The organism is Pseudomonas sp. MPDS, from assembly GCF_013283895.1.
GTDB classification, from domain to species: domain Bacteria; phylum Pseudomonadota; class Gammaproteobacteria; order Pseudomonadales; family Pseudomonadaceae; genus Aquipseudomonas; species Aquipseudomonas rhizophila.
In genome coordinates, this window is record NZ_CP054128.1 from 2,106,319 (window position 1) to 2,120,726 (window position 14,408).

Below are 14,408 nucleotides of genomic sequence, written 5' to 3' on the forward strand. Positions count from 1 at the left end.
AAAGCGGCCCTGGCCTGACGAGTGCCGGGGTCGCTTGATCTCTGTGAGTTCGAGGTGGTTATGCAAGCGCAAACAGCGACACAGCAACACAACATGGGCGGCAGCTTGCGGTTCAACGGGATTGGTAAATCCTTTCCCGGTGTGCAGGCGCTGGCCAATATCAGTTTCGTTGCTCATCCGGGACAGGTCCATGCTTTGATGGGCGAGAACGGCGCGGGCAAGTCCACGTTGCTGAAGATCCTCGGCGGTGCCTACATCCCCAGCAGCGGCGACCTGCAGATCGGCGAGCAGACGATGGCTTTCAAAGGCACCGCCGACAGCATTGCCAGCGGCGTGGCGGTGATCCACCAGGAGCTGCACCTGGTGCCGGAAATGACCGTTGCCGAAAATCTGTTCCTGGGGCATTTGCCGGCCCGTTTCGGTCTGGTCAATCGTGGGCAACTGCGCCAGCAGGCGTTGGCGTTGCTCAAAGGCCTGGCCGACGAAATCGACCCCCAGGAAAAAGTCGGTCGCCTGTCCCTCGGCCAGCGCCAACTGGTGGAAATCGCCAAGGCCTTGTCCCGTGGCGCCCATGTCATTGCCTTTGATGAACCCACCAGCAGCCTCTCGGCGCGGGAAATCGACCGCCTGATGGCGATCATCACCCGCCTGCGGGACGAGGGCAAAGTGGTGCTGTATGTCAGCCACCGCATGGAAGAGGTGTTCCGCATCTGTAACGCGGTCACGGTGTTCAAGGACGGCCGTTATGTGCATACCTTCGAGAACATGAGCGAGCTGACCCACGATCAGTTGGTCACCTGCATGGTCGGTCGCGACATCCAGGACATCTACGATTACCGCCCTCGCGAGCGCGGCGATGTGGCGTTGCAGGTCGAGGGGCTGCTCGGCCCGGGCCTGCGTGAGCCGGTGAGTTTCCAAGTGCATAAAGGTGAAATCCTCGGCCTGTTCGGGCTGGTGGGTGCCGGCCGTACCGAGTTGCTGCGGTTGCTCAGTGGGCTGGAACGCCAAACTGACGGGCGCCTGGTTCTGCATGACCAGCAGTTGAAACTGCGTTCACCCCGGGATGCCATTGCCGCGGGCGTGTTGCTCTGCCCGGAGGATCGCAAGAAGGAAGGCATCATCCCGTTGGGCAGCGTGGGCGAGAACATCAACATCAGCGCTCGCGGCGCCCATTCCACCCTGGGGTGCCTGTTGCGGGGCGACTGGGAACGGGGTAACGCCGACAAGCAGATCAAGGCGCTGAAAGTGAAGACGCCATCGGCGGGTCAGAAAATCATGTACCTGTCTGGCGGCAATCAGCAGAAAGCGATTCTCGGTCGCTGGCTGTCGATGCCGATGAAAGTCCTGTTGCTGGACGAGCCCACGCGCGGTATCGACATCGGCGCCAAGGCCGAGATTTATCAGATCATCCACAACCTGGCGGCCGATGGCATTGCGGTGATTGTGGTGTCCAGCGATCTGATGGAAGTGATGGGCATATCCGACCGAATCCTGGTGCTCTGCGAAGGGGTTATGCGCGGCGAGCTGCCGCGTGACCAGGCCAACGAATCCAACCTGCTGCAACTGGCGCTGCCACGCCAACGCGTTGCCGACGCGGCGAACTGAGAGGTAAATCATGACCATTCAAAACAATGCACTGCCAACGGCACGCAAACCCCTGGACTTGCGGCGCTTCCTGGACGACTGGGTCATGCTGCTGGCGGCTGTCGCAATCTTTGTGCTCTGCACCCTGATGATCGACAACTTCCTGTCACCCCTGAACATGCGAGGCCTGGGCCTGGCGATTTCCACCACGGGCATCGCGGCCTGCACCATGTTGTATTGCCTGGCTTCCGGGCACTTCGACTTGTCGGTGGGCTCGGTGATTGCCTGTGCCGGTGTGGTCGCGGCGGTGGTGATGCGTGACACCAACAGCGTGTTCCTCGGCGTCAGTGCGGCGCTGGTGATGGGGCTGATCGTCGGGCTGATCAATGGCATCGTCATTGCCAAGCTGCGGGTCAATGCGTTGATCACGACGCTGGCGACCATGCAGATCGTCCGGGGCCTGGCCTACATCTTTGCCAATGGCAAGGCGGTGGGCGTGTCCCAGGAATCGTTCTTCGTGTTCGGTAACGGCCAGATGTTCGGCGTGCCGGTGCCGATCCTGATCACCATTGTCTGCTTTCTGTTTTTCGGCTGGTTGTTGAACTACACCACCTACGGGCGCAACACCATGGCCATTGGTGGCAACCAGGAGGCGGCGTTGTTGGCAGGGGTGAACGTTGATCGGACCAAGATCATCATCTTCGCCGTGCATGGTGTGATCGGTGCCTTGGCGGGTGTGATTCTGGCCTCACGCATGACCTCGGGCCAACCGATGATCGGCCAGGGCTTTGAACTGACCGTGATCTCGGCTTGCGTGTTGGGCGGGGTGTCGTTGAGCGGCGGTATCGGCATGATTCGCCATGTCATCGCCGGGGTGCTGATTCTGGCGATTATTGAAAACGCGATGAACCTGAAGAACATCGACACCTTCTACCAGTACGTCATCCGTGGCTCGATCCTGTTGCTGGCGGTGGTGATCGATCGAATGAAACAACGCTGAAATCTGCCCCGACCGGGCTGGACCCAATCGCGAGCAGGCTCGCTCCCACAGGATCTGTGCCGGATTCCGAACCCGAGCACGGCGCAGATCCCCCTGTGGGAGGCTCCGAACTCCAGTACGGCGCAGGACCCTGTGGGAGCGAGCCTGCTCGCGATGGCGTCATCCCTGACGCCAGCGATCAACCGGCCTTGCGCAGCGCTTCAACCAATTCCTGCTTACGCATCTTCGAACGTCCGGGAATGTTCTTCGCCCGGGCCTCTTTCATCAGGTTATCCACAGTCTGGGTCGCGCGGGAGGCCTTGCTGGTGCGCGGCTGACCCTCGCGGGTCTTGGCTGCGCGACGGGCCGATTCCTTGCGGTCGGTTTTCTTTTCTGCTGCCGGTTTTGTCTTCCCCGACCCACCGGAGCGTTCGCCACCGCCAGACTGCTTGTTGACCGTCGCCCAAGCACGAGCCTCGGCCTTGTCCTCGGATAACCCCTTTTTCTCATAACTTGCTTCAATGTGTTCGGCTTTGCGCTTTTGCTCGGCTGTGTATTTTTCTTTGCTTCCACGAGGCATGGGAATCTCTCCTCAAGTGTGTGAGCAGAGCCACCCGCCAGGAGCGCGTCGCTCGCTCCCTGGGGGGTTACTGGCTGGCGCCGCCCTCGGAACCCGACCCGCCGGTGGTGGTTTTCGAGCCCGTGCCGGTTTCGGCGTTATCGGGGGTATTGGAGTCCGGCGTATTCATGCCGCCCTGACGACCCGCATCGTTGCCCTGCACCCGCGGATCGGTGCCGTTGGCGGGAGGCTGACCATTGTTCAGGCCGCCACCGGTGCCATCGGTGTTCAGCTTGGGCATGCCTTCGGTTGCGGGGGAATTGGGCGCCTGTACCGGATCGGTCGGACCGGTGCCGTCGGTGGTGGCTGCGAAAGCCGCCGAAGACAGCAGCGTGGCGAATGTGAATGCAGTCAGCCTTGATGAGATCATGGTGTCGCCTCCATTTTTTAGAATGCTTGCCTGATTTTGGGCTGTCCTGAATCCGGGTTGGTGCCTGACAGGCGACGAATGGTGCCGTAGGGACCGTCACTCAAAATTTGTCTTCGAGGTGTGACGAGCGCAGCGTGGCGGCTTAGTATGGCGCTTTCAATTGGCTACAAGGCCCGTTCATGTCGATCCAGATTCGTCCTGCGCAACCCAGCGATGCGCCTCAAATCCTTGCCTTCATCACTGAACTTGCCGATTACGAAAAGGCCCGCCACGAAGTCATCGCCAGCGTGACGGACATTCAGCGCAGCCTGTTCAGCGAGGGCTCCACTGCCCATGGACTGATCTGTCTGCGTGATGGCGTGCCCATCGGTTATGCGGTGTTTTTCTTCAGTTATTCCACGTGGCTGGGCAGCAACTGCCTGTACCTCGAAGACCTGTACATCACGCCTGACCAGCGCGGCGGCGGGGCAGGGAAGACGCTGCTGCGTCACCTGGCGAAAATTGCCTGCGACAACGATTGCGGTCGCTTCGAGTGGAGCGTGCTGGACTGGAACACGCCGGCGATCGAATTCTACAAGTCCCTCGGCGCGCAACCCCAGGAAGAGTGGGTGCGCTACCGGATGGACGGCAAGGTGCTACGGGATTTCGCTAACGGCAATTGAGCACTTCATGAGTGGGCGTCGGATGCCCACTCGGCAAACCCCGGTCGTGGTTCGAGTCGTTTGCAATAAGCGGCCACGGCCAGGTAGTCCGGGCGTTCCATGGGCGTCTGGCGCCAGCGATGCACCGACAGACCGATGAGCACATCCGCGAGGGAAAAATCCGCACCGGCCACGTAGGCGCCAGTGCGGTTCAATTGATCCTCCAGCAACCCCATCTTTTCGTTCCAGCCTTTGACCCCGGCGGCGATGCGTTGTGGGTCCTGAAACTCCGGGTTCTTGCGCACCAATGCATGAAACGCATAGCCCCATGACGGGTTGAGTTCGGTCGCTTGCCAGTCCATCCACTGTTCGATTCGGGCGCGCGCGGCCGGTTCGACGGGCAGTAGATCGTTGCCTCCATACTTGCCTACAAGGTAGCGACAAATGGTGTTGGACTCCCACAGCACACCGTTTTCATCAATGATCACCGGCACTTGGGCGTTGGGGTTGAGCGCCAGGAACTCCGGATCTTGGGTGGAGGCAAAGCCGATGCCCCAGTCTTCGCGCTCGTAGGCGATCTCCAGCTCCTGACAGGTCCACAACACTTTTCTGACGTTGATCGAAGAAGTGCGGCCGAGGATTTTCAACTGTTGTCCCATCCCTTTTTCCCTGAGTTGTTTGGCGTCCGATCAGAAACGTAGCAGGGTCTTGGGCGAATGGCGATTGGCTTTGTCGTCGATGTATTTAATCCCAATATATGGGAGTGATATTTATATATTGAGATTTTGTTGCGCCCAGGTTTATAGTCCGTGCACTCACTGCCAAAAAACAAAACAGGTGAAACGGATGCAGGCGCAATTGATTGCGCTCGATTGGGGGACCACCTCATTACGGGCTTACAAACTCGCCGCCGGGGGCGAGGTGCTCGAACAGCGTTCGCTGTCGTCGGGGATCATGCAGTTGCCCTCCGGGCCGCGAACGGTGGCCGGTCAGGTGTGCATCGACGGTTTTGAACTGGCCTTCGACGAGGCGTGCGGCGATTGGCTCGACGCCCAGCCAGGCCTGCCCGTGATCGCCTGCGGCATGGTCGGCAGCGCCCAGGGCTGGCGCGAAGCGCCTTACTGCGACACACCCGCCAACGTCGCCAATCTCGGACATTCCCTACAAACCGTTCGTAGTCTTCGCGGTGTCGATGTGCACATCGTGCCGGGGGTGATCCAGCGTTCGCGGTTACCCAATGTCATGCGCGGCGAAGAAACCCAAGTGCTTGGCGCCTTGCACAGCCTGCCGGATGAAGCGGTACTGATCGGCTTGCCCGGCAGTCATTCGAAATGGGTGGAAGTGGCCGATGGCTGCATCGTGCATTTCGATACGTTCATGACCGGCGAGATCTTCGCCGTGCTCAGTGACCACAGCATTCTGGGCCGCACCCAGCAACGTGGCACGGCGTTCGATAGCCTGGCTTTTGATCGCGGCGTGCAGGTGGCGTTGTCGGTGGACGGCCAGATCGGCCCGTTGTCCACCGTGTTCAGTGCCCGCAGTCTGGGCTTGACTGGCGAACTCAGTGCCAGCGCCCAGGCGGATTACCTTTCCGGCCTCCTGATCGGTCATGAGCTGACAGCCCTGGCCACCGTGCAACGCCGACGGCGCGACACCATTCATCTGCCGACGGTGGTGTTGATCGGCAATTCTCAACTCTGCGTCCGTTATCAACGGGCCCTCGATGCCTGCGGTTTTGCCCGGGTGTCCCTGGCCGAACAGGCTACCGAACGTGGTTTGTGGCAACTGGCCGTGGCGGCCGGGCTGCTCGATTCCACCGCATCGCGTTAAACGACTGGAGGTCTGACATGCTCACACAAGCACTGGCGCACAACGGGCTGATCGCAATTTTGCGCGGTCTGCGTCCGGAAGAGGCCGCCGCTATCGGCGAAGTCCTTTATGGCGCCGGATTTCGCGTCATCGAAGTACCGCTCAATTCTCCCGAGCCGTACGAAAGTATCCGCATCCTGCGCAGTACCTTACCCGCCGATTGCCTGATCGGGGCCGGCACGGTGCTCACGCCGGAACAGGTCGAGCAAGTGAAAGCCGCCGGCGGTCAAGTCATCGTTATGCCCCATAGCGATCCTAAGGTGTTGCGGGCGGCGAAAGCCGCGGGCTTGTACCTCTCGCCCGGTGTTGCCACGCCCACCGAAGCCTTTGCCGCACTGGCCGAAGGTGCCCATGTGTTGAAGATGTTTCCGGCCGAGCAAATGGGCCCGGCGGTGGTCAAGGCCTGGCTCGCGGTATTGCCGGCCGGAACCGTGCTGGTGCCGGTGGGCGGGATTACCCCGGACAACATGGCGGTGTTCGTCGAGGCCGGCGTCAAGGGGTTCGGCCTGGGTTCCGGGTTGTTCAAGCCGGGCCTGACGGCTGACGAAGTGGCGGTGCGCGCCAAGGCCTACGTGGCCGCGTGGAATGCCTTGAACTGAAGACTTTTCCAGCGCCCCGCGCGCTGCATCTGATAAGAGAGACAACAAGATGAAAATCACCAAACTGACCACGTTTATCGTTCCACCGCGCTGGTGCTTCCTCAAGGTTGAAACCGACGAAGGCGTCACTGGTTGGGGCGAACCCGTGGTTGAAGGCCGCGCCCACACGGTGGCGGCCGCCGTTGAGGAATTGTCCGACTACCTGATCGGCAAAGACCCACGCAATATCGAAGACATCTGGACCGTGCTGTATCGCGGCGGCTTCTACCGCGGCGGCGCGATTCATATGAGCGCCCTGGCCGGTATCGACCAGGCGTTGTGGGACATCAAGGGCAAGGCCCTGGGCGTGTCAGTCAGCGATTTGCTTGGCGGGCAGGTACGCGACAAGATCCGCGTGTATTCGTGGATCGGCGGCGACCGCCCGGCGGACACCGCCCGAGCGGCGAAAGAAGCTGTGGCGCGGGGTTTCACGGCGGTGAAGATGAACGGCACCGAAGAACTGCAGTTTCTCGACACCTTTGAAAAGGTCGACCTGGCCCTGGCCAATGTCGCGGCGGTACGGGATGCAGTCGGGCCGAACGTCGGTATTGGCGTGGACTTCCACGGTCGGGTGCACAAGCCGATGGCCAAGGTGCTGATGAAGGAGCTCGATCCGTACAAGCTGATGTTCATCGAAGAACCGGTGCTCAGTGAGAACTACGAAGCCCTGAAGGAATTGGCGCCGCTGACCAGCACGCCCATTGCCTTGGGTGAGCGGTTGTTCTCGCGTTGGGATTTCAAGCGTGTACTCAGCGAAGGCTACGTGGACATCATCCAGCCGGATGCGTCCCACGCCGGCGGCATCACCGAAACCCGCAAGATCGCCAACATGGCCGAGGCCTACGACGTGGCGCTGGCACTGCACTGCCCGCTGGGCCCGATCGCCCTGGCGGCGTGCCTGCAACTGGATGCGGTTTGCTACAACGCGTTCATCCAGGAGCAGAGCCTGGGCATCCATTACAACGAGAGCAACGACCTGCTGGATTACATCAAGGATCCGCGGGTGTTCGACTATGACAAGGGTTTCGTGAAAATCCCTAACGGTCCAGGCCTGGGCATCGAGATCAATGAGGAGTACGTCATCGAACGCGCCGCCATCGGCCACCGCTGGCGCAACCCGATCTGGCGCCATGCCGATGGCAGTTTTGCTGAGTGGTGAGTGGGTTCTGATTTCACCCGATCCCCTTGTGGGAGCGAGCCTGCTCGCGATGGCGATTTGTCCGCTGCACATGAGTCAACTGACACACCGTCATCGCGAGCAGGCTCGCTCCCACATTTGATCTCCCCTGCTGGGAGATCCGCTCAACGTCCCCGTTTCCTCAATAAACATAAAAAGAGGCACCTCACATGCAAGCGCACACCCTGAGCGCGCAAGCGTCGTTGGTGACGCCCAGCCGCAAGCGTTTTTTCATCATGGTCCTGCTGTTTATCACCGTGGTGATCAACTACCTGGACCGCAGCAACCTTTCGATCGCCGCCCCCGCGCTGACCAGTGAGCTGGGCATCGATCCGATCCACGTCGGGCTGATTTTCTCGGCGTTCGGCTGGACCTACGCCGCCATGCAGATCCCCGGCGGCTGGCTGGTGGATCGGGTGCCCCCGCGTATTCTGTATAGCGTTGCACTATTGCTGTGGTCGGTGGCCACGGTGATGCTCGGTTTTGCCGCCAGCTTCATCGCGTTGTTCGTCCTGCGCATGGCGGTTGGCGCCCTGGAGGCACCGGCCTACCCGATCAATAGCCGCGTGGTGACCACCTGGTTTCCTGAGCGCGAACGGGCCACGGCCATTGGTTTCTACACCTCGGGGCAGTTCGTCGGGCTGGCCTTCCTGACGCCGGTATTGGCGTGGCTGCAACACGCCTTCGGTTGGCACATGGTATTTGTCGCCACGGGCGCGGTGGGCATCATCTGGGCGGTGATCTGGTACGCGGTGTATCGCGAACCGCGGGATTTCAAAGGGGTCAACGCCGCCGAGATCGAACTGATCCGCGAAGGCGGCGGGTTGGTGGATATCCAGGCCGATACAGCCAAGGCCAAGGCCAAGTTCAGTTGGGCGGACCTGGGGATCGTCCTGACCCAGCGCAAGCTGTGGGGCATTTACCTGGGCCAGTTCTGCCTGAATTCCACACTGTGGTTTTTTCTGACCTGGTTCCCGACCTACCTGGTGAAATATCGCGGCATGGACTTCATCAAGTCCGGCCTGTTGGCGTCATTGCCGTTCCTCGCCGCGTTTGTCGGTGTGTTGTGTTCCGGGTTCTTCTCCGACTGGTTGATCCGTCGCGGTTCCACGGTGGGGTTCGCCCGCAAGCTACCGATCATCGGCGGGCTGCTGATCTCTACGGCGATCATCGGCGCCAACTTCGTTGAGTCGACACCGTTGGTGATCGCTTTCCTGGCCCTGGCGTTCTTCGGCAATGGCCTGGCGTCGATCACCTGGTCGCTGGTCTCGACCCTGGCGCCCGCGCGGTTGCTTGGCTTGACGGGCGGGGTGTTCAATTTCATCGGTAACCTGGCGGCCATCGCCACGCCCATCGTCATCGGTTTCCTCGCCAGCGGCGATTCGTTTGCCCCGGCCATCACCTATATCGCCGTGCTGGCGTTGATTGGCGCGCTGTCCTACATCCTGCTGGTAGGGAAGGTCGAGCGCATCGAGTTGTAGTCCGACGGGGCGGGCGACCATAATGCCGCCCGTTCCCCGCTCACTGTTGAAGGCCGGATATGCAGCAAGACGATCCAAAAATCACCAAGGACGCGGCGCCCACAGGCACCCAGACACTGCTGCGTGGTCTGGGTGTGGTCCAGGCGGTCGCCAGCGGCGCCCGTGACCTGAAGGAAATCGCCCGGTTGATCGGCACCACCCGTAGCACCACCCATCGCCTGGCCAGTTGCCTGGTGGATGAGCGCTACCTGCGGGTGGTGCCGCAAGTGGGTTATCTGTTGGGGCCGAAGCTGATCGAGCTGGGTTTTCAGGCCCGGGAAGAGTTGCCGTTGGTGAGCCTGGCGGGGCCGTACCTGGACGAGTTGTCGGCGCTCACCGGTGACACTGTTCACCTGGCGATTCGCGAGGGCGACGAGGTGTTGTACCTGCTGAAAAATCCAGGGCGCAATGGCCCGGAAATGCGTTCGCGCGTGGGCCATCGCATGCCGCTGGCGCGTACCGGGATCGGTAAGGCGCTGATGCTCGATGATTCTCAGGAACAATGGAAAAGGCTGTATGAAATCAGCTTGCCGGCGGGAGGGAAGAATCAGTTCTGGCCCCAGCATCAGGAGCAATCCTGGGAGCAGTTCCAGCAGCGGATGGTGGAGTATGTAGCGGGTGGTTATGCCTTCGATCTGGAAGACAACGAGCCGTCGATTCGTTGCGTGGCGGCGCCGATCCGAGACGCCGGCAAGCGCATCGTCGCCGGTATCAGCATCGCCAGCACCGTACCGTATATGCCGCTGGAAAAAATGGCCGAGCTGATTCCCCTGGTCAAAGGGGTCACAGCCCGGCTGTCGGCGGAACTAGGCGCGAAGGTCTGACGAACGTCAGGCTTTGAGCGTCGCCATGTCGATGACGAAGCGGTACTTCACGTCGCCTGCGATCATGCGGCTGTAGGCCTCGTTGATCTGGCGGATGTCGAGCATTTCAATGTCGCAGCTGATGTTGTGTTCGGCGCAGAAATCCAGCACTTCCTGGGTTTCGGCAACACCGCCGATCAGCGAGCCGGCCAGGACCCGACGGCCCATGATCAGTTTGGCCGCGTGTACCGGCGGATCGATCGGCTCGACCAGACCCACCAGGATATGCACGCCGTCGAAACGCAAGGTGTCGAGGTAGGGATTGAGGTCGTGCTGCACCGGAATGGTGTCCAGCAGGAAGTTGAAGCGCCCGGCGGCAGCAGCCATCTGCGCGGCGTCGGTGGACACGATCACGTGGTCCGCACCTTGGCGACGGGCTTCTTCAGCCTTGCTCGCCGAGCGGGTGAACAGCGTCACTTCCGCGCCCATGGCCTTGGCGAACTTGATGCCCATGTGGCCGAGGCCGCCCATGCCCAGCACGCCGACCTTGTCACCGGCCTTCACGCCATAGTGCTTGAGGGGCGAGTAGGTGGTGATGCCAGCGCAGAGAATCGGTGCGGCGCCGGCCGGGTCGAGGGTTTCCGGGATGCGCAGCACAAAGTGTTCGCTGACCACGATGCTGTTGGAGTACCCGCCCATGGTGTGGCCGCCGCTGATACGGTCCGGGCTGGCGTAGGTCTGCGTCATGCCTTGGTAGCAGTATTGTTCCAGGTCCGCGCGACAGGCTTCGCACTCGCGGCAGGAGTCGACCATGCAGCCAACGCCCACCAGGTCGCCAATCTTATAGCGGGTGACATTCGCACCGACGGCGGTGACTTTTCCGACGATCTCATGGCCGGGCATCAACGGGTAAACGGCAATGCCCCATTCATTGCGGGCCTGGTGGATGTCGGAATGGCATACGCCACAGTAGAGAATGTCGATCGCCACATCGTCGGCTCGCGGGCTGCGGCGTTCGAACTTCATTGGGGCGAGGGGAGTGGTGGCCGATTGGGCGGCATATCCGATAGCAGTGTACATAATGGACCTCGCTAAGCAGTGAACGGTGAGGTGGACCATTGTGGGAGTCATGTCGCTTCGCGGCGATGGCGATTCCTACGCGTGTCGTGCCTATTCCTCCGACATTGGCTATGGTTTGATCCTACGAAGCATTAGACCTGCGATGATGCTTTCATCCCTTTTTTCGTGAAGTTTTTCCCATGTTGTTGACCCGTCATCTTGATGCCAATGCCCCTTTGGTCTCGCTGATTGAACCCCTGGCGACCCGCGACGGATTCGTGCCCACGCAGTTGCCGGGCGTACAGGTGCTCAGGGCCAGCCAGGACGTTGCCCGTGGTCCACAGCTCTACGAGCCGAGTCTGGTGATCATTGTCCAGGGCAGCAAACTGGCGTTCCTGGGGCCACGCACGCTGGAGTACGGTGCGGGGCATTATTTGATCCAGGCGCTGCCGGTGCCGTTCGAATGCGAAACCTACGCCATGCCCAATGCTCCGTTGCTGGGGGTTTCCGTGGCAATCGATCGGGCGATACTGGGGGAGCTGGTGCTGGCCATGGGACTGGTGCCGGGGCGCAGCCTTGCGCCGCAGACCCCGGAGTCGATGACGTGTGCGGTGCTCGATGACGCCATGCGTGGATGTGTCGAGCGCTTGTTGCACTGCCTGCACGATCCGTTGGAATGCCAGGTCATGGGGCAGGCGCGGCTGCGGGAGCTGCTGTTTGTCGCCTTGCGCGGGCCCCAGGCCGACGTACTGCGCGCGCTGGTGGAGCAGCAAGGACAGTTTGCCCGGATTGCCGCTGCCCTGAGCCATCTGCACGCGCATTTCACCGAGCCGTTGAACGTCGAGACGCTGGCCAGTTGCGCGAACATGAGTGCTTCGACCTTCCATGAGCATTTCAAACGCAGCACGCTGTTGTCGCCGGTGCAGTACCTCAAACGACTGCGTCTGCTCAAGGCTCAGCGGTTGCTGCTGATCGAGGGCATGGGCGTGGCCCAGGTTGCGCACCAGGTGGGGTATCAGAGTTCGTCGCAGTTCAGCCGGGAGTACAAGCGTTACTTCGAGCGCAGTCCCGGGGAAGAGCGCGTCGCTTGATCACTCAGGATTCCTTGTGGGAGCGGGCCTGCTCGCGATAGCGCCTTGTCATTCAAGATGAATGTCGACTGACGCGCCGCTATCGCGAGCAGGCTCGCTCCCACATGGGTTCGGTGTGGTTGACAGAATCGCAGGCAACAAAAAGGCCCCCATGTCGGGAGCCTTGATGTTCAGCGAATCGGCTTACATATTCGGGTAAGTCGGCCCGCCGGCGCCTTCCGGCGAAACCCAGGTGATGTTCTGTGCAGGGTCCTTGATGTCGCAGGTCTTGCAATGAACGCAGTTCTGGGCGTTGATCTGGAAGCGCTTCTCGCCGTCTTCCTGGGTCACCACTTCGTACACCCCGGCCGGGCAATAGCGTTGGGCCGGTTCGTCATACAGCGGCAGGTTCTTGCTGATCGGGATGCTCGGGTCGGTCAGCTTCAGGTGGCAGGGCTGTTCTTCTTCATGGTTGGTACCGGAGATGAACACCGAGCTGAGTTTGTCGAAGCTGATCTTGCCGTCCGGTTTCGGGTAGTCGATCTTTTTGCAGTCAGCCGCCAATTTCAGGCAGGCGTAGTCCGGTTTGGTGTCATGCAGGGTGAACGGCAGCTTGCCGGCGAAGATGTTCTGGTCGAGCCAGTTGAAGCCGCCGCCGATGATAGCGCCGTACTTGTGAATCGCTGGGCCGAAGTTACGACTGGCGAACAGCTCTTCGTACAGCCAGCTGTTCTTGAAACTGTCGACGTAGGCGGTCAGTTCATCGCCGCCTTCGGATTCGGCGAACAGGCGATCGGCCACCGCTTCGGCGGCGAGCATGCCGGACTTCATGGCGGTGTGGCTGCCTTTGATCTTGGCGAAGTTCAGGGTGCCGAGGTCGCAACCGATCAGCGCGCCGCCCTTGAAGACCATTTTCGGCAGCGAATTCAGGCCGCCCTTGCAGATGGCACGCGCACCGTAGCTGACGCGCTTGCCGCCTTCCAGGTACTGCTTGAGCACCGGGTGATGCTTGAGGCGCTGGAACTCGTCGAACGGCGACAGGAAAGTGTTGCTGTAGGACAGATCGACGATCAGGCCGACGACCACCTGGTTGTTTTCCAGGTGATAAAGGAAAGAGCCCCCGGTATTTTCGGTGCCCATGATGTCCAGCGGCCAGCCGGCGGTGTGCACCACCAGGCCCGGTTGATGCTTGGCCGGGTCGATTTCCCAGATTTCCTTCAGGCCGATGCCGTAGTGCTGGGCGTCGGCGTCGCTGTCCAGGTTGAAGCGCTTGATCAGTTGCTTGCCGATATGACCACGGCAGCCTTCGGCGAACAGCGTGTATTTGCCACGCAGTTCCATACCAGGGGTGTAGAGGCCTTCTTTCGGCTTGCCTTCACGGTCGACACCGAGGTCGCCGGTAATGATCCCGCGTACGACGCCGTTCTCGTCGAACAGCGCTTCCTGGGCGGCGAAGCCCGGGTAGATTTCCACGCCCAGGTTCTCGGCCTGCTGAGCCAGCCAGCGGCACAGGTTGCCCAGGGAAATAATATAGTTGCCTTCGTTGTGCATGGTCTTGGGCACAAAGAAGTCAGGGATTTTGCTCGCGGTCTCGGCGTTTCTCAGGACAAAAATGTCATCGCGCACGACGGGCGTGTTCAACGGTGCGCCGAGTTCTTTCCAGTCCGGGAACAGTTCGTTCAGGGCGCGGGGTTCGAATACCGCACCGGAGAGAATGTGCGCACCGACTTCGGAGCCTTTTTCGACCACGCAGACGCTGATTTCCTTACCGGCTTCGGCGGCCTTCTGTTTCAGTCGGCAAGCGGCAGACAGGCCAGCGGGGCCGGCACCGACGATGACCACGTCGAATTCCATGTATTCGCGTTCCACAGGCTATCTCCTACTCAAGGCTCAACAGTTTTTTCTAATTGGAGGTTTGGCGTTGCATCCACGATCTGCTTCGCGAAATCGACGAAAGCGGCAATGAATGACCCGCGGTTCTCTCTTAAGCGGCGCATTATATCTACACCACTCTCAGGGTCCAATACAAACGTTTGTTTGAAATAGCCGCAGGCCAGATAAATCACTGACGTACGGCTT

At 60.7% G+C, this 14,408-nt stretch carries 14 protein-coding genes; 9 read left to right on the forward strand and 5 right to left on the reverse strand.

Going from position 1 to position 14,408, the window contains the following annotated elements:
- The first annotated feature begins 60 nt into the window (after positions 1-60).
- Together araG and araH are read left to right on the forward strand one after the other, a co-directional pair.
- A complete protein-coding gene (araG, locus tag HQ912_RS09300) occupies positions 61-1,605 on the forward strand; it encodes an L-arabinose ABC transporter ATP-binding protein AraG (protein ID WP_047228213.1) in 1,545 nt (514 codons plus the stop codon).
- A gap of 10 nt (positions 1,606-1,615) precedes the next feature.
- On the forward strand, positions 1,616-2,584 hold the full coding sequence (gene araH, locus HQ912_RS09305) for an L-arabinose ABC transporter permease AraH (protein WP_076383836.1): 969 nt from the start codon (positions 1,616-1,618) through the stop codon (positions 2,582-2,584).
- A gap of 178 nt (positions 2,585-2,762) precedes the next feature.
- On the opposite strand, the gene HQ912_RS09310 is transcribed toward araH, so the two are convergent.
- Positions 2,763-3,143 (reverse strand): Rho termination factor N-terminal domain-containing protein, encoded by a 381-nt coding sequence (locus tag HQ912_RS09310; RefSeq protein WP_047228215.1) that lies wholly within the window; start codon positions 3,141-3,143, stop codon positions 2,763-2,765.
- Positions 3,144-3,210: 67 nt separating this feature from the next.
- Positions 3,211-3,552 carry a hypothetical protein gene (locus tag HQ912_RS09315; protein ID WP_047228216.1) on the reverse strand — a complete coding sequence of 114 codons (342 nt, stop codon included), beginning with the start codon at positions 3,550-3,552 and terminating at the stop codon, positions 3,211-3,213.
- Between the two features lie 179 nt (positions 3,553-3,731).
- On the opposite strand from HQ912_RS09315, the gene HQ912_RS09320 reads away from it, so the two are divergent.
- Positions 3,732-4,214, forward strand: coding sequence for a GNAT family N-acetyltransferase (locus tag HQ912_RS09320; RefSeq protein WP_047228217.1), 483 nt, complete (start codon positions 3,732-3,734; stop codon positions 4,212-4,214).
- 5 nt (positions 4,215-4,219) lie between these two features.
- Here the strand turns inward: HQ912_RS09320 and HQ912_RS09325 are convergent, their stop codons facing one another.
- Positions 4,220-4,852 carry a glutathione S-transferase family protein gene (locus tag HQ912_RS09325; RefSeq protein ID WP_047228218.1) on the reverse strand — a complete coding sequence of 211 codons (633 nt, stop codon included), beginning with the start codon at positions 4,850-4,852 and terminating at the stop codon, positions 4,220-4,222.
- Between the two features lie 187 nt (positions 4,853-5,039).
- Here HQ912_RS09325 and HQ912_RS09330 point away from each other — a divergent pair, with 187 nt between their 5' ends.
- The 5 genes from HQ912_RS09330 to HQ912_RS09350 all read left to right on the forward strand — a co-directional run bounded on the left by HQ912_RS09330 (position 5,040) and on the right by HQ912_RS09350 (position 10,221).
- Positions 5,040-6,023 (forward strand): 2-dehydro-3-deoxygalactonokinase, encoded by a 984-nt coding sequence (locus HQ912_RS09330; protein ID WP_173406701.1) that lies wholly within the window; start codon positions 5,040-5,042, stop codon positions 6,021-6,023.
- Positions 6,024-6,040: 17 nt separating this feature from the next.
- A complete protein-coding gene (locus HQ912_RS09335; protein ID WP_047228220.1) occupies positions 6,041-6,661 on the forward strand; it encodes a 2-dehydro-3-deoxy-6-phosphogalactonate aldolase in 621 nt (206 codons plus the stop codon).
- 49 nt (positions 6,662-6,710) lie between these two features.
- Entirely contained in the window at positions 6,711-7,859 is a 1,149-nt protein-coding gene (dgoD, locus tag HQ912_RS09340; protein WP_047228221.1) for a galactonate dehydratase, read from the forward strand.
- Between the two features lie 188 nt (positions 7,860-8,047).
- Positions 8,048-9,358: an MFS transporter gene (locus HQ912_RS09345; protein WP_047228222.1), complete on the forward strand. Its 1,311-nt coding sequence runs from the start codon at positions 8,048-8,050 to the stop codon at positions 9,356-9,358.
- A gap of 59 nt (positions 9,359-9,417) precedes the next feature.
- Positions 9,418-10,221: an IclR family transcriptional regulator gene (locus HQ912_RS09350; protein WP_013693986.1), complete on the forward strand. Its 804-nt coding sequence runs from the start codon at positions 9,418-9,420 to the stop codon at positions 10,219-10,221.
- 6 nt (positions 10,222-10,227) lie between these two features.
- On the opposite strand, the gene HQ912_RS09355 is transcribed toward HQ912_RS09350, so the two are convergent.
- Positions 10,228-11,280 (reverse strand): NAD(P)-dependent alcohol dehydrogenase, encoded by a 1,053-nt coding sequence (locus HQ912_RS09355; RefSeq protein ID WP_139049471.1) that lies wholly within the window; start codon positions 11,278-11,280, stop codon positions 10,228-10,230.
- Between the two features lie 179 nt (positions 11,281-11,459).
- On the opposite strand from HQ912_RS09355, the gene HQ912_RS09360 reads away from it, so the two are divergent.
- Positions 11,460-12,350, forward strand: a complete 891-nt coding sequence (locus HQ912_RS09360) for an AraC family transcriptional regulator (protein WP_047228224.1) — start codon at positions 11,460-11,462, stop codon at positions 12,348-12,350.
- Between the two features lie 183 nt (positions 12,351-12,533).
- Here HQ912_RS09360 and HQ912_RS09365 read toward each other — a convergent pair whose 3' ends face one another.
- Positions 12,534-14,198, reverse strand: coding sequence for an electron transfer flavoprotein-ubiquinone oxidoreductase (locus tag HQ912_RS09365; protein WP_139049472.1), 1,665 nt, complete (start codon positions 14,196-14,198; stop codon positions 12,534-12,536).
- Positions 14,199-14,408 lie beyond the last annotated feature (210 nt).